Below are 21,352 nucleotides of genomic sequence, written 5' to 3'. Positions count from 1 at the left end.
AGTAGAAAAGAAAAGCGTAGAAAGTAAAAGTAAGTATTACAGATAAAAGATAAGAACTAATCCCTTATGAATTTGAAAAGAAAAAACAGACAAGGTTGAAGATATAATCACATCTTCAACCTTGTCTGTTTAGTTTTATAAGATATTCACGCTAAATATAAAGTTAAATTAGCCTTGTTGTAATTGTTCGCGACATTTTTCGAATAAAACGTGGTTTTCTAAATGTACATGTTGTAATGTCGCATTTTCTAACGCAGCTAAACGAGTGTACACTAAACGCCATGTTCCGCAAGCTTCGATAGGCGGTTGGAAATCATTCGTAATTTCATCCATTCTACGTAACAAGTTACCTGTACTGTCATGATCTGCAGTTAAATCTTCGATAATAGCTTCTACGTTATCAACATTCTCACCATTCGCAAATGCGATAAGTTGAGGGAAGTCTTTTTCATCCTCTTTTTGTGTATGTTCTAACATGTTGTTTTTAAATGTTGTATATAAATCTTTTAATTCTAACAAGTACTCATGACTTGGACCGTGAACTTTTGCGAGTTTAGTCACATAAGGCGTTAAGTTTTTGAACTCTTCTTTCATTGGTTCGTGGTATGCATCTTGGATGTATTGAATTAAAGAAGGGATGCTTAAATATTTAGGATTTAAGCCTTGTCCTCCGGCATTTTGTTTACTTGCTTCATCAAGTTCAGCTAATAAATCTTCTAAAACAACTCTTTTTTTATCTTTCGCAGCTTCTTCAATAGAAACTTGGCCGCCACAACAAAAATCTATACCAGAACGTTTGAAGATATCAGCAGTTTTCGGATAGTCTGTCACAACGTTCGCTACAATATCAGTTTTAGTAATCATAATATACGCTCCTTTTCGACTCATCTCTATTATAAGAAGAATAGTGATAAATAAAAACAAAAAGTGTTCTAAATTAAAAGTATTATTGTAATCTTCATAAAAACTTCAAGAAAATTTATTGTAAATTTACCTGTATAGAGATTAAAGTAACTCGAAGAAGGGGCGTTTATATTAAAATGCACAAGAAAAATATTACTTTAGATACTATAAGTGTAAATAAACCGTAAACCAATCATTTGTGACAAATTTCTGAATAATTGAAAATGATTCCCAATATCAGTAGATTAATGAAAAATATTAAGAAGGAGAGACCATACCGCTTATTAAAATATTTGTAGAACACAAAGTTTGCTTAACAATAAACATATTAAAATAAAACTAAAATCGAAGAAAACAACAATTTATGTATAAATACATTTATGACAAAATTAAGAACTAATTGAGAATGATATTTACTATCAATTGCAGTAGGCGTATTCTGAAGTTGAGAGTCGAAGTTACTGAGGAGAGAAATCGGGATGAAAAATCCATACAGTAGATTGTCGAAGGTCTTAGTAACAATATTAGTCGTCGTATTCGGTATTTTGCTAGCTGGTGGTTGGTTGATATTTAAAAATGAAGCGCCTCGTCCAACAAAAGTGGTGAATGAAAGTGGACAGACGGTCATTTCTAAATCCGAACTAATCAGTGGTCAAGCTATTTATGAAAAATATGGATTGACGGATTATGGTTCATATTTAGGAAACGGATCTTATTTAGGTCCTGATTATACTGCAGAAACATTGCATCATTATTTAAAAGGGATGCATTACTATTATGCTGAACATCTTTATGATAAACCTTTTAAACAATTAAACCAAATGCAGAAAGCAGGCATTGAAGACAAAGTTAAAAAAGAAATACGGGTGAATCGCTATTCAAAAGCTAAAGATGAACTTGTATTAACAGATGCACAAGTTGCAGGCTTGAATTATGTCAGAGATTATTATCATAAAGAGTTTGTGAATAATCCCAAGCAAGCAGGGTTACCACAAAATATGATTGATCAAATCAAGACAGATGATTATATGGTCAAAGGGAATAAAATTGAGCATTTGAGTGATTTCTTCTTCTGGGGTGCATGGTTATCTTCAACAGATCGTCCAGATAGAGATTTCTCATATACAAACAACTGGCCATTTGATGAACAAGCGGGTAATACAATGCCAAGTGAAGCATTGATATGGTCAGCAATTTCCGTTGCGATATTAGTCGCTGGTGTTGCGATTATTATTTACTTTCAAAGACGTTATCAATTCGACATGGAATCAACATATGATAGTGAACGTCGTTTACCTGAAATTAAAATTCAAGATACAATTTCATCAAGTCAGGCCAAAACAGCCAAATACTTTGTGATTGTGATGGTGCTGTTTTTAATTCAAATCTTATTAGGTGAATTAATGGCCCATTATTATGTGGAAAATGAATTCTTTGGTATTCCGCTTCAAAAACTATTCCCATTCAACATTGCGAAGACATGGCACTTGCAGTTGGTGATCTTCTGGGTGGCTACAACATGGCTTGCGACAGGGATCTATATTGTGCCGAGGGTGCTCGGTAAAGAGCCTAAACATCAAGGTAAATTAGTCGATATCTTATTCGTCGCATTATTGATTGTTACTGGCGGTAGTATGATAGGTGAATGGGGCAATATTCTTGGTTGGATTAACGATAAATGGTGGTTATTCGGTCATTTCGGTTGGGAATATATTGAGCTTGGTAAATTCTGGCAAATTTTATTTATCATCGGTATGGTGCTATGGATGATTATTTTAGCCAGAGGCTTCATCCCAGCGATTAAAGATGGCAGTGAACAACATCGTAAACGTTTAATCTTGCTCTTGTTTATTGGCGCAATCGCAATTCCAATGTTCTACTTAGCATCACTCTTTATTATGCCTAACTCACATGTCACTTTCGCAGATTATTGGCGTTGGTGGATTGTACACTTATGGGTAGAAGGCATCTTTGAAGCTTTTGCGGTTATTTTAATTGGTTTCTTAATGGTAGATATGAAATTAACGACAATACATTCTACAATTCGTGCATTGTACTTCCAAATCATTTTATTACTAGGTACAGGAATTGTAGGAATGGGGCACCATTATTACTGGCAAGGCGACCATTCAATTTGGTTAGCATTAGGTTCAAGCTTCTCTGCTTTAGAAGTTGTACCGTTATGTTTATTAATTTGGGAAGCTTACACCCATTATCGTGTTTATAAATTCAGTAAAATTGAATTCCCATACAAAGGTACATTCATCTTCTTAGCTTCTACAGGATTATGGAACGCAATTGGTGCGGGTGCACTAGGATTCTTGATTAATGCGCCAGCCATTAACTACTTTGAACACGGAACACAGTGGACATCTGCGCACGCACATGGCTCAATGGCCGGTGTGTATGGTATGTTCTCAATTGCGATTATGTTATATGTATTAAGAAGTATTACTAAACCTGAATTCTGGACGAAGAAAGTTGAAAAATGGATTTCTATTTCATGTTGGTTATTAAATATTGGTTTAGCTGGCATGGTTTTTATGACATTGCTTCCAGTAGGTTATATTCAACTTACAGATGCATTGAAACATGGTTACTGGCATGCAAGATTGACAGAGTTCTATCAAAAAGACTCAGTCTTTTGGTTATTATGGGGCAGATTGCCTTGGGACTTAATCTTCACAGCCGGTGTAGTTATTTTGCTTGTGATCACAGTTCGTGCAGTCATGCATCTTAAAAAAGTTAAAAATAATGAATATCAAAATAAAATCTGATAGACAGTAAATAGCTTTCACATAAGCGGAAAAAGTAAAAATAAGGACAGTACAGAGTTTCGCGCTCTGCACTGTCCTTTCGTTATATATGAACTTGAATTAAGTTATTTTAACGTACCGATTTTAACGTCATCAGGGTGCTTACCTTGGCGTAAGTCCTGATTTAACTGATCGATTTTTTTAACGTCTTTATCTCGTAATTCAAAGTCAATTGCTTCAAAGTTTTCGCTGATTCTTGAAGGAGTTTGAGACTTAGGAATCACAATTCTATCATGCATTAAATGCCAATTTAAGATGATTTGCGCAGGTGTTTTTTCATATTTTTCAGCTAGCTTTGCGATAACCGGATCTTCAAATAAACCACGTCCACGCATTAAAGGCATCCAAGCGGTAACTTTTATACCATGTTTATCACAGAAGTCTTGTAAGTCTTGTTGGTTTAAGTATGGGTGGAATTCGATTTGGTTAACCGCCGGCACAATTTCAGTATGTTCCATTAATTTTTCTAAGTGATGTTGTTGGAAGTTGCAGACACCGATTGCTTTAACGCGTCCTTCTTTATAAAGTTCTTCCATTGCTTGATATGTTTCAATAAATAAGCCGTCTGCCTCACATGGCCAATGAATTAAAAACATATCTAAGTAATCTACGCCAAGATTTTCTAATGATTTCTCAAAGTAAGCTTTTGTGCTGTCATAACCTTGATAATCATTCCACAGCTTTGACGTAATAAAGAGGTCTTCGCGTGGAACTTTGCTTTTTTTAATTGCTTCGCCTAATTCCTTTTCATTGAAATAGAAATAAGCTGTATCGAAAGCACGATAACCTGAATCTTCAGCAGCTTTTACAGCAGATTCCATATGTGTTTCATCAATTTTGTAAACTCCTAAGCCTATACGGGGGATTTTAACATCGTTATTCAACTTTACTTTCTTTTTCAAGATGATTCGCACTCCTTCTACTTTTTCTTCATTGTATCAAACAAAAGATATGTAATACTATTAAAGAGAAAATGATGTGCAATTAAATTAAAGGTTATTTAATAAAATGAAACAAAAAACAGCAACACCATTCAAATGAATGATGCTGCTGCAAGTTAGTAATTAATACTCATTAAGTATTAAGTCTTATTTTCTTTTGTTTTTGTGGATTGCACCCAAGATTAATGAAAGGATTACAATTAATAAAATTGTACCGATTAACGCTGGGAAGATCGCAATGCCACCTAATGATGGACCCCAACTACCTAAGATTGCTGAGCCTAACCATGCGCCGACAATACCAGCGATGATGTTACCTAAGATTCCTCCTGGAATATCTTTACCTAAAATTGCGCCGGCTAACCAACCGATTAGGCCTCCGACGATAATCATTAATATTAATCCCATAATAGTAGCCTCCTAATTCAATACTGACAATACTTTTTTATTGTGCTTGTTATTTAATACCACTAATTCGTATAGAATAATCATCATTAATCAAAATTATTGTAGAAAGGTTTTGTCCACAACATAAATAAAATTAATATTAAGTAAATAATTAGGTAAACATACCAAAAAGGAGTTAATAAATTCATTACAAGGAATGAAATGATAATTAACAGTGTGCCGATTGTTAGTGATTTAGGTTTGCTTTTCATAAAATAACTACGAAAAGTTGTGTCTTCTGAACTTTGAAAGATGGTTAAGAAGATGAAAGATGCGCCGATTATGAAGAAAACCGGTGCTAAATATGGAACTGACATATAATAGGATTTCTCACTTGTATTGAATACGATGAATAAAGAGAGACTCAATAAAGTGAAGACTATAAAGGCCATAAATTTTTGAGTTTTAAAGGTAATGGGTTTAAACTTTCGATCAGTCAACAGCGCAAGTAATGTCCAGATTAGTATAAAAGCCACCATCGCATGCGAAATAAAATCAAACTTTCCGATAACGATAAGATTAATCACACTGTTTATAGAAACTGCAATAAGAATCGTACTTAATTTGACTTGATTGTTAGATTGTAAATACATATCAATCAAAATGGAAGCTGATATAATCGCAATGTTGATAATTATGTAGATGAGCATAGGGTGCGTCTCCTGACTTCTAATATTCACTGGAATATTATACCAATTTCAGTACATTTAAGCATTTGAAAACACTTTAAAATTAAAAAAGCTCGGGCATTCTGCAGCCCGAAACTTATACACCTTTCATATTACTCCAAAGTAAAGTATGCAATTGTGGTAAAACATAGACTTGGTTCATATCATTGCTTTGCATAACCTTATCTACAAGATTTTCGTAACGTTCAAGCAAACGTGCTGTATGATTTTCTACTTCATCATCTAAGTAAGGATTACCGACTTGTAAATAAAATGGGAGATCTGGATAACGATGATGTATATATTTAGCGAATTCATAGTCGTCATCATCAAAAACGACAACTTTAAGATTTAATGTTTCTTTAACACATTGTTCAATTACTTCATCAAGTATTTGTATATTTGGTTTCATACCTGAGCTCGGTGGTTTAGGACTGATTGTTAAATCATTGATTTGGCGCATCCACGGTTGGAAACGACTTCCTTGTGTTTCTAATGCACTTTCAATGTTCTTTTCTTCAAAGAGATACACTAAATCTTGAATACCTTTAATTAATGCAGGATTACCGCCTGAAATTGTGACATGATTAAAGCAATCGCCGCCGATTTCATAAAGTCGGTCATAAATTTCTTCTGCAGTCATCATTTGAATTTCATCTTTCATACTGCCATCCCAAGTGAAACTGGAATCACACCAGCTGCATCGATAATCACAGCCAGCAGTTCGTACGAACATTGTTTTACGTCCGATGACACGGCCTTCACCTTGAATGGTCGGTCCGAAAATTTCTAATACAGGAATTTTAGCCATGACGGAACTCCTTAGGACGATAAACCACATAGCTAGATGGAGTTTCACGTAAATAGACTTGTGCACATTTTGGACGGTTCGGCTGTTTCTCTAAAATTTCTTCTGTAAGTTGGCAAATAGTTTGTGCGACCACTTCAGTAGATGGCATTTTATCTTTGAACTGCGGTAAATCATTTAATAAATAATGATCGAACTGCTCATGAATTTGTTTTTTTAACGCTGCAAAGTTGATTAAGAAACCGCTATGATTAAGTTCGTCACCAACGATAGTTAAATTAACGAAATAAGTGTGACCATGCGTACGTACACATTTACCTGCATCTTCGCAAGGAATGTAGTGTGCAGCTGCAAAATGGAAATCTTTATTTAATTCGAAAGCATAGGGATGGGCAACTGTTGGATAAATTTGTTGTAACAAAATCAGTTCACTCCTTTTTCTGCTAAATAAGCATTTAAACCACGTGCGCGTAATTGACAAGCCGGACATTCACCGCAGCCATCTGCGATAATCCCGTTATAGCAAGTCAATGTGTTATATCTTACATAATCTAAGACACCAAGTTCATCACTTAATGCCCAAGTTTCTTTTTTGTCTAACCACATCAGTGGTGTATGAATCACAAAATTCTTATCCATTGATAAATTTAATGTGACGTTCATGGATTTCACAAAATCATCGCGACAGTCTGGATATCCAGAAAAGTCTGTTTCACATACACCAGTAATAATATGACGTGCTTTAATCTGATAAGCTAAAGCGCCAGCAAATGATAAGAATAATAAGTTGCGGGCTGGAACGAAGGTGTTTGGTACACCATCATCAGTATCTTCAATTTGTAAATCATGTTGGGTTAACGCATTCGGTGTGAGTTGAGATAATAAAGACATGTCTAAAATGTGGTGCTTTAATCCTTGTTCTTGTGCGATTTGTTTAGCGACTTCAATTTCAGTATCGTGACGTTGACCGTATTGGAAAGTCACAAGTTCTACTTCTTTGAATTTTGCTTTCGCATAAAAGAGACAAGTCGTACTGTCTTGTCCGCCGCTGAAAACGACGAGTGCTTTATCATCATCAAGTTTATGGGGTGCCATAAGTCAATCTCTCCTTTAAAGTGATGACCTAGCTCGATCAATAAAAAAACTCGAACGCTAAAGTGCGTGTATCTTGATGATTCAAAATAACGCTTTTAGGTTCGAGTTGATATAGACAATGACGTAGTATATTGACTATCTCTATAAAAGATAGACGATTGAAAGTAAAAGTCTAGTTTTTTATAGAGGGTATCAGCTAGGAACCTCTGTGTTTCTATGTCGATAGATAGAATAATATATTTCCTAAGTAAAATCAAGGTGTCTCTGCTTCTGCTATTACAAAATCGTGTGACATCTTGTAAAATGAAGTTAAAAGCATTGTTCGACGAAACAAATAGAATGTTGAGTAAGGGGACAAGTTAAGTATGATTATAATGATAGATAACAAAGACTCATTTACATATAACTTAGTAGATTATCTGAAGACAGAAAGTAATGAACGTGTGACAGTTATCGATGTAGATGACGTAGATATAGAAACATTAAAAACGATGCAGCCGCATGCGATTGTGATTTCCCCAGGTCCAGGAAGTCCAAGTGATTATCCGATTTTACATGAAGTCCTTAGCACGTTTGAAGATAGTGTACCTATTTTAGGTGTGTGCTTAGGATTTCAACTTATTGTTGAACATTACGGTGGTGCTATTATTCATAGTTCACGTCCTGTACATGGCCACACTACGTTGATTACCACAAATGAGCAAGGTATTTTTGCGGGACTGCCTAAACAATTTCATGTGATGCGTTATCACTCCTTATGTGCAGATGCATTGCGCATGCCAAGTGCGCTAGAAGTCACAGCATATAATGAAGAGCAAATTGTGATGGCAGTGGCGCATAGAAGTTATCCGATTTATGGTGTGCAATATCATCCTGAATCTATATTGAGTGAATATGGCCATGCGCAAATTCGACTATTTCTTCAACAGGCAGGTGAAAACATTGCGCGCGCACTTTAATTATCGATATTACACAGATGAAACAGATTATAAGCAGTACCAATATTGTTTCAAGACAATTCTTGATCAAAAGATTGCTTATGATTTAAATGAGGTACATGAAGTCATTGATTTTGCTGAACAAGCACATCAGGCAGGTCATTTTGTTTGTCTGTATTTACCTTACGAAGCGGCACCTGCCTTTAATTCTGAAATGGCAGTACATCTACCAGAAACTTCCAATTATGTTTATGCGGCAGCCTATATATTTGAAGCACCTGAAACAAGGGAAGAAGTAAAAGATAAGGCTGTATCAGCACGTCCGCACTTTCATTTTCGTTTGTCAAAGCCAACTATGATTCAACATATCCAACAAGTTCAAGATGCGATTGTAGAAGGGAATACATATCAAGTGAACTATACAACACGTATGTATGATCGTATCCGTATGCCTATCAGCGAAATGTATGATTATTTAACACGAAGCAGTCACGGTAATTATACAGCGTTGCTTGATACCGATGAATTACAAATCGCCTCGATTTCACCTGAATTGTTCTTTCAAAGAGGTTCTTTTAAAACGATGGAGGACGTGGTATTAAGTAAACCGATGAAAGGCACTATACCAAGAGGGAAAGATAAAGCAGAGGATGACTATTATTATCAACAACTCGCACAATCTAAAAAAGATCAAGCTGAAAATGTGATGATAGTAGATTTATTACGTAATGATATTGCACGTATTTCAAAACCAGGCAGTGTGAAAGTGTATCAACCGTTTCATATTGAACGTTATCAAACTGTCTTTCAAATGACGAGTATGGTCACAGGACAATTACCGCAAGCAACGTCATTACAACGTATTTTGACTGCACTCTTTCCATGCGGTTCGATTACTGGTGCACCTAAATTAAATACGATGCGCTATATTAAAGCATTAGAAGGCACACCGCGACATGTATATTGTGGTACCATCGGGTTAATGATTCCAAACGGTCCCTCAATATTTAATGTACCGATACGTACGGTGCAATATATTGAAGACGAAGCAGTCTATGGTGTAGGTGCAGGTATTACGATTGATTCAGATCCAGAAGCAGAAGTCGCAGAGTTTGAAGCGAAAACTAAAATATTGGAGTGATAATGATGTACTTATTTGAGACAATGCGTTTATCAGAAGGTAAAATTCCACGTCGAGATTATCACAAAGCACGTATTTTACAGTCAGCTAAGGAGCTTTCTATTCCATTACCTGAAATTCAGTGGGAAGCATTTATCGCAGATATTAAAAAGGAATATCCAACAGGCACTTATCGTTTGAAAGTCATGGCAGATGAATCTGGCGAATTGACTTATCAATGTGTCGACTTACCTGAAAAAAGTAGTTTCACTGCTCAAGCGCAATTGATGCGTTCGGATTACCCAAAGTGGCAATACGTTAATAAAACGTCTCATCGTGAACATGTAGAACATCTTCATGAGACAGATGTTGTTCTTTTTTATAATCTGCAAGGTAAAATTTTAGAGTTTGATATCGGTAATGTGCTGATCAAAGAACAAGGTAAATACTACACACCTTGTTTTAATAATGACTTCTTAAAAGGGTGCATGCGTGCACAGTTATTAGATGAAGGTAAAGCAGAAGAAAGAGATTATACAATAGATGAGTTGAGAGAAAAATTGGAGGCACATGAAGCGGAGCTTTTCTTGATAAATAGCTTGCGAGAGGTTGCCGAGATACAGATTAATCTTTAAAATTAAGTATGATTAAACTTATAAGTAGCAGAAGGGTTTAAAAAGGTGGCAGCATGATTGGAATAGTCCTGATATTAATCATTGTGGTAATTTGGGTTGCGAAGCGGCTGGCACGCTATTTCCTACAACAGCAGAAACCTTTAGCAGCAAAAGCCGTCGTAGGTATAATGCTGCTTATCCAACTCGTGCTCGTATATTACTTTATGAAGATGATGATGACGTATATTTTAAGGTTACTAAATATCTTTTATAATCAATGAAGACCAGAGGTGCATTATGAAAATTTATAGTCAAGGTGACAAAGCAATTGTGGTTTCTGTGGAGAAAGAAGTCACGCAACATACAACAGAAGACCTGTTAGCATTACGTTCGTATTTATTAGAACAAAACTATCCATTTATTACAGAAATCGTGCCGACTGAATCTGATATGATGATTGTCTATAATGCGCGAGATATGATGAAACATCATCATATTACATCACCGTTCCAATATATGACGGATTTACTGCACTCTATCAAAATCGAAGTCAGACATGGGGATGCTGTAAAAATGCCTGTAGAATTACCTGTCTACTATGGTGGCGAATACGGTCCGGATTTAGCAGAGTTGGTAGAATACTTCGGAATGAGTGAAGAAGAATTTATTTCATTGCATGCGAATAAAACATACTTCGTATCGATGATGGGCTATTCACCAGGATTCCCGTATCTAACAGGATTAAATGAACGTATTTATGTTAACCATACAGGAGATGAACAAAAATTTATTCCAGCAGGATCTGTCATCCTTGAAGGTAAGAAATGTGGTGTAGTCACAACTGATACATACGGTGACTGGCTTGTTATCGGTTATACACCTGTCCGTTTATTCAACCCAGAAAAAGAAGACTTCACTTTATTGAAGTTAGGTGATACTGTACGGTTCAAACCAGCTGAACCTGAAAATGAAAGTGAAGGAGGCAGTGAATCATGTCAATCATAATAGAAAATCCAGGACTTTTTTCAAGCTTCCAAGACTTTGGACGACAAGGTTACGAGCATGATGGCGTTATTCCTGGCGGTGCAATTGATTTCTTAGCACATGAAATTGCGAATCGCTTGGTTGCGAATGATAAAAATGAAGCAACGTTAGAGATGACGACAAAAATGGCGCGTATTCGCTTCACTGAGCCGACTTTAATTGCACTTTCTGGCGGCAACTTCAAAGCATGGACACAAAACATGCGTATTTTGCCGAACAAATTGTATTTAGTAGAAAAAGGAGATGTCCTACAGTTCTCTGAATCTAACCGTACATCTCGTGTTTACTTAGCAATCGGCGGCGGAGTAGAACTTGAAGAGTGGCTAGGTTCAACTTCAACAGACTTCCTATCTAAAATAGGTGGTTACGAAGGACGCGCATTGCAAGCAGGTGATGCGATTAATATGAAACGTAACTATACTAAACGTCATCTGAAATTATTTGATAACTTGAAGGTTACACATAAAACGGATTGGGGTATTGATGGTTATGCACTTTCTTTCAACTATATGTCTGATATGTTCCATGTAGTGTTAAATAAAGGAGCAGAGGACTTTGATGAAGAAACTTTAAATCGCTTTACATATGGTGAATACAAAGTAACCAGCAAAGCGAACCGTGCAGGGATGATTCTAGAAGGCGATCCAGTAAAGGCCTTTTATGAAGACATGCCACCACATCAATCTGTAAAACGTGGTACGATTCAAGTGAAACGTGATGGTTCACCAATCATCTTATTAAATGACCACTATACATTAGGAAGCTATCCGCAATTAGGTACAATTGCGAGCTATCATTTAACAAAACTTGCGCAAAAACCACAAGGTGCGCGCTTAAAGTTCCAATATATTGATATTTATACTGCAGAAAATAACTTAATGAAATACAGCAGTTGGTTACAACAGCTATTCCATGGTATTGAATATCGTATGATGCAAGAAATGAATAAATAACATGACACATTAATTTAAATGAATTCAACTGAGAAAGCTGGTTACTTTCTCAGTTTTTTTAATGTGCAAAATGCACAATTACATTCTAAGGCTGGAGTCTGATTTAATCGTGTGTGATTTCCTGTATAATTTTATAATATTAACGCGAATTCAAAATAAAAGTGAACAAGCTTAACATGCATGATGAAAGCATTTTATCTTTTCTTAGCAATAAATTAACATAGAAAAAAATATAGTGTAATATGTCAATTTTGGATAGGTTTTCGCTTGAAATGTCGTGTGAAATGTTCTATATTTAGTTACTGTACTACGTAATTTTTGTTACAATAGTGTTACAAAGAAGTAGGCAATGTAAATTTTTGATGAATATAAATTAGAGCAATTTAAATGAAAAATGACGCAATTATTGAAAATACAGAGATAAGAAGCAGCACGAGACTGCTTCGCTTTTAATTGATTGGCCATTGAGCAGCAATCTTTTCTATAAGAAACATTAAAAAGTAGACAGGAAATGGTACTGTTTGATGATTGATTGAATACTAAATAACAATAACGGGGGAGACACACATGAGTCTGCAGAAAAAGAAAATAAGCATTTTTGTCTTTTTCTTACTCACTGTTTTAACAGTTAGTTTGAAGACCTATTTTGCTTATTATGTTGATTTTTCTTTAGGAGTTAAGGGATTAGTCCAAAATTTAATTTTGTTAATGAATCCATACAGCTTACTCGCATTAATACTTAGCGTATTCTTGTTCTTTAAAGGTAAGAAGGCGTTTTGGTTTATGCTCATCGGCGGATTCTTATTAACTTTCTTGCTTTATGCAAACGTTGTTTACTTTAGATTCTTCTCAGACTTTTTAACATTCAGTACTTTAAACCAAGTAGGTAACGTTGAGTCTATGGGAGGCGCAGTATCTGCGTCATTCAAATGGTATGATTTCGTGTATTTCTTAGATACAATTATCTATCTGTTTATTTTGATCTTTAAATCAAAATGGTTAGATACACGTACTTTCAGCAAGAAATTTGTTCCAGTCGTAATGGCAGTTTCAGTTGCTTTGTTCTTCTTGAACTTAGCATTTGCAGAAACAGATCGTCCTGAATTATTAACTCGTACATTCGACCATAAATACTTAGTTAAATATCTTGGACCATATAACTTCACAGTTTATGATGGTGTGAAATCAATTCAAAACCATCAAGAGAAAGCAATGGCTTCTGAAGATGATTTAACAAAAGTATTGAACTACACAAAACAAAGACAAGCAGAAGTAGAACCTAATCCGGAATACTACGGTGCAGGTAAAAAGAAAAATATTATTAAAATTCATTTAGAAAGTTTCCAAACTTTCTTGATTAACAAAAAAGTCAATGGTAAAGAAGTGACACCTTTCCTTAACAAATTGTCTTCAGGACAAGAAGGTTATAAATATTATCCAAACTTCTTCCACCAAACTGGACAAGGTAAAACATCAGATGCGGAATTCACAATGGATAACAGCTTGTATGGTTTACCACAAGGTTCAGCGTACTCATTGAAAGGTTCTAATACGTATCAATCATTACCAGCAATTCTTGATCAAAAACGCGGCTACACAAGCAACGTTATGCACGGTGACTACAAAACATTCTGGAACCGTGATCAAGTTTACAAACATTTCGGTATTGATAAATTCTACGATGCGACTTACTACGATATGAGTCCTGAAAACATTGAAAACTTAGGATTGAAAGATAAACCGTTCTTTAAAGAATCAGCAGAATATCAATCTAAAATGAAAAAACCATTCTATTCACACTTGATTACATTGACAAACCATTATCCATTCACATTATCACCAGATGAAGCGGGAATTGAAAAGCCTAACACTGGCGATGCGACAGTAGATGGCTATGTACAAACAGCGAACTACATGGATAGTGCTTTAGAAGAATATATCAACGAATTGAAGAAAAAAGGTATCTATGATGACTCAGTGATTGTCATCTACGGTGACCACTATGGTATTTCTGAAAACCATAACAAAGCAATGGAAAAATTATTAGGTGAAGAAATTACACCAGCGAAATTTATGGACTTGAACCGTACTGGTTTATGGATGAAAGTGCCTGGTAAAGAAGGCGGCGTTGACAACACTTACGGTGGACAAATCGACGTAATGCCGACATTACTTCACTTAGAAGGTATCGATACTAAGAACTTCTTAATGTTAGGTACAGATTTATTATCTAAGGATCATAAACAAGTCGTACCATTCAGAAACGGTGACTTTATTACACCTGAATATAAATATGTGAATGGTAGAGCATTTGATAATAAAACAAATGAACCATTAGAAAAAGAACCTGCTGACTTAGAGAAAAATAAACAACAAGTTGAAAAAGACTTAGAAATGAGCGACAGTGTTCTTAATGGTGACTTATTCAGATTCTACAAAAATCCGGATTTCGACAAAGTAAATCCATCTAAATATCAATATAAAACAGGACCTAAAGGTTCTCAGAAAAAATAAACAATGACTTAGTCGTTTCAACAGCGGGTGAATCCTCTTATGGATTTGCCCGCTGTATTTTTTTGGTGCGAACCTTTACAAAACTTACACAATTATCCGCTTAAGATGAACCTGTAACAGTATCTTTTGACGTGCAAAGGGTGTATAATATATAGAACTGAAAATTGAGATAAAGGTTGAAAACTCAATTAAATGAACGGACTGAACATAAGTGGAGGCATGACATGGAAGCGTATAAAATTGAACATTTACATAAATCCTATGCAGATAAAGTGATTTTTGATGACTTGCACTTATCTGTTTCAGCACATGAACGTATCGGACTTGTAGGGATTAACGGTACAGGTAAAAGTACATTACTAAAAGTCATCGCAGGGCTGGATGATGACTTTGAAGCAGAAGTGAATTGTCCGAATGATTATCGCATTCGTTATTCTTCTCAAAAGCAAGATTTAACGAAAGACAGAACAGTGCTGGAAGAAGTTTTGAGTGCAGATACAGATACGGTGAAGTTAATCAGAGACTATGAAAAAGCAGTACAAGAGTATAGCCAAACGCAAAATGACCAAAACTTAAACCACATGATGAAAATGCAAGAGGCGATGGACCAAGCAGAAGCATGGGACTATAGTGCAGAAGTTAAAACGATTTTATCTAAACTCGGTATTCATGATACATCTGTATCGGTTAAAGCGTTATCAGGCGGCCAACAAAAACGTGTCATTTTAGCAAAAACATTAATTGAACAGCCAGACTTATTATTACTAGATGAACCGACCAACCATTTAGATTTCGATTCAATAAAATGGTTGATCAACTACGTAAAACAATATCCGCATACTGTGTTGTTTGTAACGCATGATCGTTATTTCTTAAATGAAGTTTCAACACGCATTATTGAATTGGATAGAGGCAAATTAACGACTTATCCAGGTAACTATGAAGACTATATTGCGATGCGTGCGGAGAATGAACAAATAGAGCAGCAACAAAACCAAAAAGCACGTGCTTTATATAAACAAGAACTTGCTTGGATGCGTGCAGGTGCTAAAGCAAGAACAACAAAACAACAAGCACGTATTAATCGCTTTAGTGATTTAGAATCACAAGTAAAAAATCAAACGACACGTGAAAGCGGACAATTGAACCTAGCGCATTCTCGTTTAGGTAAACAAGTCTTTGAACTAGATGATGTATCTAAAAGCATTGCGGATAAAACGTTATTTGAACATGTGACGCAAATCATACAAAACGGTCAACAAATCGGGATTGTCGGACCTAACGGTGCAGGCAAAACGACGTTGTTAAATATCCTTGCTGGTGAAGATACTGACTTCAGTGGAGAACTGAAAATCGGCCAAACAGTCAAAACAGCTTACTTTAAACAAACGGATGAACGTTTAGATAGAGATATCCGTGTGATAGATTTCTTAAGAGAAGAAAGTGAAGTTGCGAAAGAAAAAGATGGTACGACGGTGTCAGTAACACAATTGTTAGAGCGTTTCTTATTCCCAAGTGCTACACACGGTAAAAAAGTATATAAACTTTCCGGTGGCGAACAAAAACGCTTGTATTTACTAAGATTATTGGTTCATCAACCGAATGTATTGTTGCTTGATGAGCCGACAAATGACTTAGATACTGAAACGCTAACTATTCTTGAGGACTATATCGCAACTTTCGGCGGCACAGTTATTACTGTCAGCCATGATCGCTATTTCTTAAATAAAGTTGCACAGGAATATTGGTATGTGCATGACGGTCAAATTGAGCGTGTTATTGGAAGCTTTGAAGACTATGAAGCTTATAAGCAAGAACAAGAGAAACAACAAGCAGTTGCTAAAGCTCAACCAAAAGTTCAAAAAGAAAGACAACGTAAGGGATTGTCTTATAAAGAAAAACGTGAATACGATACGATTATGGAACGTATTGAAGAGACTGAAGCGCGTCTAGAAGTGATTGAACAAGAGATGGTAGACGCAAGTGATGATTATGCGAAAATTCAAGAACTGAATACTGAAAAGAAGCATTAGAATCACAATATGAAGAAGACATGACACGATGGAGCGAATTAGAAGAATTAAAAGAACAATAAGGGGTCAATTTTATGGAAACGACATTATCGCATTATTTTGGATATAAAGATTTCCGTCCAGGACAAAGGGAGATTATTTCCAAAATACTAGACAAAAAGAATGTGGTAGGGGTATTACCTACTGGCGGCGGTAAATCATTATGTTATCAAGTGCCTGGACTGATAATGGGCGGCGTGACAATTGTGATCAGCCCATTAATTTCATTAATGAAAGACCAAGTCGATCAATTAAAAGCGATGGGCATTAACGCTGCATTTTTAAACAGCAGCTTATCGCAAAAAGAACAACGAGCGATTGAAGAAGATTTACGTCAAGGTAAGATTCAATTCTTATACGCGGCGCCTGAACGTTTTGAGAATCGTCAATTTATGCAGTTGCTATTCGGATTAGATATTCACTTAGTTGCTTTTGATGAAGCACACTGTATTTCTAAGTGGGGACATGATTTCAGACCAAGTTACCAACAAGTCATTGATAAAGTCCTTTGCTTGCCGCAGGACTTTGCGATTGCTGCTTTAACCGCAACAGCTACTGTTGAAGTACAAAAAGATATTATGGAACGCCTGCATATCTCAGGTGCGAACCGAGTAAAAACAAGTATCAAACGTCCTAATTTAGTCTTTAAAGTCAATCCGACATATCAGAGGCAAAAATTTGTGATGGATTATGTAAAGGCACACAAACAACAAGCAGGGATTATTTATTGTTCAACAAGAAAACAAGTTGAAGAACTTCAACAAGTATTTGAAGATCAAAATATCAGCAGTGCCATTTATCATGCAGGTTTAACGAATAAAGAGCGTGATGAAGCACAAAATGATTTTGTCTTTGATCGCATTAAAGTTGTAATTGCGACGAATGCGTTTGGTATGGGGATTGATAAATCTAACGTGAGATATGTCATTCATTACAATATGCCAGGAGATTTAGAATCTTATTATCAAGAAGCTGGACGTGCAGGACGTGATGGCTTAACAAGTGAATGTATCTTACTGTTTAGTGAACGTGATATTAATCTGCATCAATTCTTTATTTCATCTTCTAAGGGTGATGATGACTATAAAGAAAAAATGGGCGAGAAGCTCAATAAGATGATTCAATATACCAAAACAAAAAAGTGTCTAGAAGCTACATTGGTTCATTATTTCGAGCCAAATGAAAAATTAGAAGAATGTGGCCGCTGCAGTAATTGTCGTAATGAAAATAAAACGTATGATATGACGAATGAAGCGAAGAAAATCATCAGTTGTGTGGTGCGTATGGGTCAACAAGAGACTTATGGTGTGATTATTCAAGTGCTGAGAGGCGAGTTGTCTGATTACATCAAGTATAACCAATATGACAAATTATCAACTTTCGGTATTATGAAAGAGTATACGACATCAGAATGTAGTCATTTAATTGATGAATTGCGCTTCAAAGGCTTCTTAAACGAAAATGATGAGGTTTTAACTTGTGATAAAAAGGTTAAGCAAATACTAAGTGAGGATTTAAAAATTTATACTGTACCATTCAAGAAAAAATCTCGTGAAAAAGTCAATATCAATACTATTGAAGGTGTCGATAGAGCATTGTTTGACGCATTAGTACAAGTCAGACAAGAACTCAGCGAGAAATTAAATGTAGCACCGATTAGCATTTTTACTGATTTTACACTTGAAGAATTCGCCAAACGTAAACCTGAATCTAAACAGGAAATGATTGCGATTGACGGTGTCGGTAGTTATAAATTGAAACATTACTGTCCTCAATTTATTGAAACGATTCATAATTATAAAGCGCAAGTTTAATAGATTTAAATACAGAACAGCAAGTTTCACTGTGCTAACGATAGTGTGAGCTTGCTGTTCTTTTTTAAAATAGAAATAGAATGTGGGTGACCTATGCATGATTGAGTTAAAAAACGTTTCGAAGCAATACGGTAATAAAATGGCTGTCGAAGATGTCAGTTTTAACATTGAAGAAGGTGAGTTCTTCGTTTTAATTGGTCCTTCCGGCAGTGGTAAAACAACAACATTAAAGATGATTAACAGATTGATCCCCTTAACGAAAGGCTATATTTATTTCAAAGGTAAACCAATCAGTGATTTTCCTGTTTATGAAATGCGTTGGGATATGGGGTATGTCCTTCAACAAATCGCGTTATTTCCGCATATGACGGTTAAGGAAAACATTGCGCAAGTACCGCAAATGAAAGGTTGGGACAAAGCTAAGATAGACAAGCGTATTGATGAGTTGCTTGAGATGGTGAATCTAGATCCTGATACATATCGCGATCGCAAACCAGATGAATTATCAGGCGGACAACGTCAACGTGTCGGTGTTGTACGTGCATTAGCTGCAGATCCGCCAGTGATTTTAATGGACGAACCATTTAGTGCCTTAGATCCAATCAGTCGTACGAATTTACAAGAAGATTTGATTGAGCTGCAAGCTAAAATCAGAAAAACCATTGTCTTTGTGACACATGATATTAATGAAGCGATGAAATTAGCAGATCGCATTTGTTTATTTAATGATGGACGTGTAGAACAAATCGATACACCTGATGGCTTTATGCAACATCCTAAGAATGATTTTGTGAGACAGTTTATTAATCAATATGACCATGCGGATACGTCTCACTTAACGCTTGAAAAACTTCTGCAAGGCAAACAACTTAAAACAGTTGATACACCAAATGATTTACCGGTGTTGTTGCCAGATACACCTTTAAACAAGGTATATGAAGATTTAACACACTATCCTAGTGTCGTAATTAAACAACATGATCAACACCATCTCTTAACACGAGAAGATGTCTTTAAGTTTTTAGCTCAAAGTAAGAGAGGTGACGTATCATGAATGCATTCTTTCAAACATTCTCAGAGCGAAAAGGGGAATTGCTGAGCACGCTGTTAGAACATATGCAAATTTCCTTTATCGCATTGTTAATTGCTTGTTTAATCGGAGTACCGCTTGGTATCTTACTGACGAAAACAAAGCATTTTTCTGAAGCGGTCATCAACGTTGCCGCTGTGATGCAGACGATTCCTTCACTAGCTTTATTAGGACTAATGATTCCATTGTTTGGTATTGGAACAGTGCCAGCGATTATTGCATTAGTTGTATATGCGTTACTGCCAATTCTACGCAATACATATACTGGTATTAAGGAAGTTGATCCGTCTCTTGTTGAAGCAGCGAAAGGTATCGGAATGAAACCTGGACGTCGTTTGACGAAAGTTGAGTTGCCGATTGCGATGCCGATTATTATGGCAGGTATTCGTACTGCAATGGTGTTAATCATTGGTACTGCAACACTTGCAGCATTAATCGGTGCAGGCGGCCTGGGTGATTTAATCCTATTAGGTATCGACCGTAACAACAGTTCGTTAATTTTATTAGGTGCGATTCCAGCTGCTATTTTGGCGATTGTCTTTGACTTAGCCTTACGTTTCTTGCAGAAACTATCATATAAGAAATTGTTGATTACTTTAGGCACTATCGTGTTAGTTGTAGCACTTGTCATTGTTATCCCAATGTTAGGCGGCAAAGGCGATAAAATCACGATTGCCGGCAAGCTTGGTTCAGAACCATCAATCATTACGAATATGTATAAGATTTTAATCGAAGAAGAAACAGACAACACAGTGGATGTTAAAGATGGCATGGGTAAAACATCATTCTTATTCAATGCTTTAAAATCTGGCGATATTGATGGCTATTTAGAATTTACAGGAACAGTTTTAGGTGAATTAACTAAAGAACCACTGAAATCCAAAGAAGAAGCTAAAGTGTACGAACAGGCAAAACAAAGTCTAGAGAAAAAAGAAAACATGACGATGTTGAAACCGATGAAATACAACAACACTTACACATTAGCTGTGAAGCGTGACTTTGCGAAGAAACACGGATTGAAAACAATTGGTGATTTACAAAAAGTTGAAGATGATATCAAACCTGGTTTCACTTTAGAATTTAACGACCGTCCTGACGGTTATAAAGCCATTTCTAAAGCATATGATTTAAACTTTAATAAAGTTCGTACAATGGAACCGAAATTACGTTATCAAGCTGTTGAAAAAGGTGACATCAATTTAATTGATGCTTATTCAACAGATGCAGAGTTGAAACAATACGATATGGTCATTTTAGAAGATGACAAACACGTCTTCCCGCCATATCAAGGTGCACCGATGTTTAAAGAGAAATATCTCAAAGAACATCCTGAAATCATTAAACCGCTCAATAAATTAGCAGGTAAAATCACTGATGAAGAAATGCAAGAAATGAACTACAAAGTCACAGTGAAAGATGAAGATCCGTATCATGTGGCGAAAGAGTATTTAGAGAAACACAATTTAGTTAAGTAATATGAATAAGAAAGTCTGGGTATTTTAACTCAGGCTTTCT

At 35.8% G+C, this 21,352-nt stretch carries 19 protein-coding genes; 12 read left to right on the top strand and 7 right to left on the bottom strand.

What is annotated here, in order from left to right; translation table 11 throughout:
* Positions 1–168: 168 nt before the first annotated feature.
* Complete coding sequence (gene scdA, locus MUA87_RS10645) at positions 169–864, bottom strand: iron-sulfur cluster repair di-iron protein ScdA (RefSeq protein WP_060804108.1); 696 nt, start codon at positions 862–864, stop codon at positions 169–171.
* A 512-nt stretch (positions 865–1,376) separates the two neighbouring features.
* On the opposite strand from scdA, the gene MUA87_RS10640 reads away from it, so the two are divergent.
* Entirely contained in the window at positions 1,377–3,680 is a 2,304-nt protein-coding gene (locus MUA87_RS10640; protein WP_262551401.1) for a nitric-oxide reductase large subunit, read from the top strand.
* A 104-nt stretch (positions 3,681–3,784) separates the two neighbouring features.
* Here MUA87_RS10640 and MUA87_RS10635 read toward each other — a convergent pair whose 3' ends face one another.
* The 6 genes from MUA87_RS10635 to queC form a co-directional block, all read right to left on the bottom strand.
* The gene (locus MUA87_RS10635; RefSeq protein WP_372510758.1) at positions 3,785–4,624 is read right to left on the bottom strand and encodes an aldo/keto reductase; all 840 of its coding nucleotides are present in this window, start codon (positions 4,622–4,624) and stop codon (positions 3,785–3,787) included.
* A gap of 183 nt (positions 4,625–4,807) precedes the next feature.
* A complete protein-coding gene (locus tag MUA87_RS10630) occupies positions 4,808–5,071 on the bottom strand; it encodes a GlsB/YeaQ/YmgE family stress response membrane protein (RefSeq protein ID WP_105978134.1) in 264 nt (87 codons plus the stop codon).
* Between the two features lie 83 nt (positions 5,072–5,154).
* Entirely contained in the window at positions 5,155–5,757 is a 603-nt protein-coding gene (locus tag MUA87_RS10625; protein WP_105978135.1) for a hypothetical protein, read from the bottom strand.
* A 115-nt stretch (positions 5,758–5,872) separates the two neighbouring features.
* Positions 5,873–6,586 carry a 7-carboxy-7-deazaguanine synthase QueE gene (gene queE, locus MUA87_RS10620; protein ID WP_105978136.1) on the bottom strand — a complete coding sequence of 238 codons (714 nt, stop codon included), beginning with the start codon at positions 6,584–6,586 and terminating at the stop codon, positions 5,873–5,875.
* Positions 6,579–7,004, bottom strand: coding sequence for a 6-carboxytetrahydropterin synthase QueD (queD, locus tag MUA87_RS10615; protein WP_156666935.1), 426 nt, complete (start codon positions 7,002–7,004; stop codon positions 6,579–6,581). The genes queE and queD overlap by 8 nt, the downstream gene beginning before the upstream one ends.
* A 2-nt stretch (positions 7,005–7,006) precedes the next feature.
* Complete coding sequence (gene queC / locus MUA87_RS10610) at positions 7,007–7,678, bottom strand: 7-cyano-7-deazaguanine synthase QueC (RefSeq protein WP_002481505.1); 672 nt, start codon at positions 7,676–7,678, stop codon at positions 7,007–7,009.
* Between the two features lie 365 nt (positions 7,679–8,043).
* On the opposite strand from queC, the gene MUA87_RS10605 reads away from it, so the two are divergent.
* From MUA87_RS10605 to MUA87_RS10555, 11 genes are all read left to right on the top strand, one after another.
* Positions 8,044–8,637 carry an anthranilate synthase component II gene (locus MUA87_RS10605; protein ID WP_023015402.1) on the top strand — a complete coding sequence of 198 codons (594 nt, stop codon included), beginning with the start codon at positions 8,044–8,046 and terminating at the stop codon, positions 8,635–8,637.
* Positions 8,621–9,757: a chorismate-binding protein gene (locus tag MUA87_RS10600; protein WP_023015401.1), complete on the top strand. Its 1,137-nt coding sequence runs from the start codon at positions 8,621–8,623 to the stop codon at positions 9,755–9,757. Before MUA87_RS10605 ends, MUA87_RS10600 begins: the two co-directional genes overlap by 17 nt.
* Positions 9,758–9,762: 5 nt before the next feature.
* Positions 9,763–10,371 carry an aminotransferase class IV gene (locus tag MUA87_RS10595; protein ID WP_023015400.1) on the top strand — a complete coding sequence of 203 codons (609 nt, stop codon included), beginning with the start codon at positions 9,763–9,765 and terminating at the stop codon, positions 10,369–10,371.
* Between the two features lie 53 nt (positions 10,372–10,424).
* Positions 10,425–10,631 (top strand): hypothetical protein, encoded by a 207-nt coding sequence (locus MUA87_RS10590; RefSeq protein WP_023015399.1) that lies wholly within the window; start codon positions 10,425–10,427, stop codon positions 10,629–10,631.
* A 16-nt stretch (positions 10,632–10,647) separates the two neighbouring features.
* On the top strand, positions 10,648–11,355 hold the full coding sequence (pxpB, locus tag MUA87_RS10585) for a 5-oxoprolinase subunit PxpB (RefSeq protein WP_002481509.1): 708 nt from the start codon (positions 10,648–10,650) through the stop codon (positions 11,353–11,355).
* Positions 11,343–12,347 (top strand): 5-oxoprolinase subunit C family protein, encoded by a 1,005-nt coding sequence (locus MUA87_RS10580; protein WP_002481510.1) that lies wholly within the window; start codon positions 11,343–11,345, stop codon positions 12,345–12,347. Before pxpB ends, MUA87_RS10580 begins: the two co-directional genes overlap by 13 nt.
* 567 nt (positions 12,348–12,914) lie before the next feature.
* Positions 12,915–14,861 (top strand): polyglycerol-phosphate lipoteichoic acid synthase LtaS, encoded by a 1,947-nt coding sequence (gene ltaS / locus MUA87_RS10575; RefSeq protein ID WP_002481511.1) that lies wholly within the window; start codon positions 12,915–12,917, stop codon positions 14,859–14,861.
* A 224-nt stretch (positions 14,862–15,085) separates the two neighbouring features.
* Positions 15,086–16,894, top strand: coding sequence for an ABC-F family ATP-binding cassette domain-containing protein (locus tag MUA87_RS10570; protein ID WP_394372013.1), 1,809 nt, complete (start codon positions 15,086–15,088; stop codon positions 16,892–16,894).
* A gap of 74 nt (positions 16,895–16,968) precedes the next feature.
* The gene (gene recQ / locus MUA87_RS10565) at positions 16,969–18,747 is read left to right on the top strand and encodes a DNA helicase RecQ (RefSeq protein WP_262550759.1); all 1,779 of its coding nucleotides are present in this window, start codon (positions 16,969–16,971) and stop codon (positions 18,745–18,747) included.
* A gap of 97 nt (positions 18,748–18,844) precedes the next feature.
* The gene (locus tag MUA87_RS10560) at positions 18,845–19,801 is read left to right on the top strand and encodes an ABC transporter ATP-binding protein (RefSeq protein ID WP_002481514.1); all 957 of its coding nucleotides are present in this window, start codon (positions 18,845–18,847) and stop codon (positions 19,799–19,801) included.
* On the top strand, positions 19,798–21,312 hold the full coding sequence (locus MUA87_RS10555; RefSeq protein WP_057510199.1) for an ABC transporter permease/substrate-binding protein: 1,515 nt from the start codon (positions 19,798–19,800) through the stop codon (positions 21,310–21,312). The genes MUA87_RS10560 and MUA87_RS10555 overlap by 4 nt, the downstream gene beginning before the upstream one ends.
* The last annotated feature ends 40 nt before the right edge of the window (positions 21,313–21,352 follow it).

It is taken from the genome of Staphylococcus simulans, from assembly GCF_025561465.1.
GTDB lineage: Bacteria > Bacillota > Bacilli > Staphylococcales > Staphylococcaceae > Staphylococcus > Staphylococcus simulans.
Note: the sequence above shows the minus strand (reverse complement) of the source record. Positions and strands in the feature narration are given on the sequence as shown.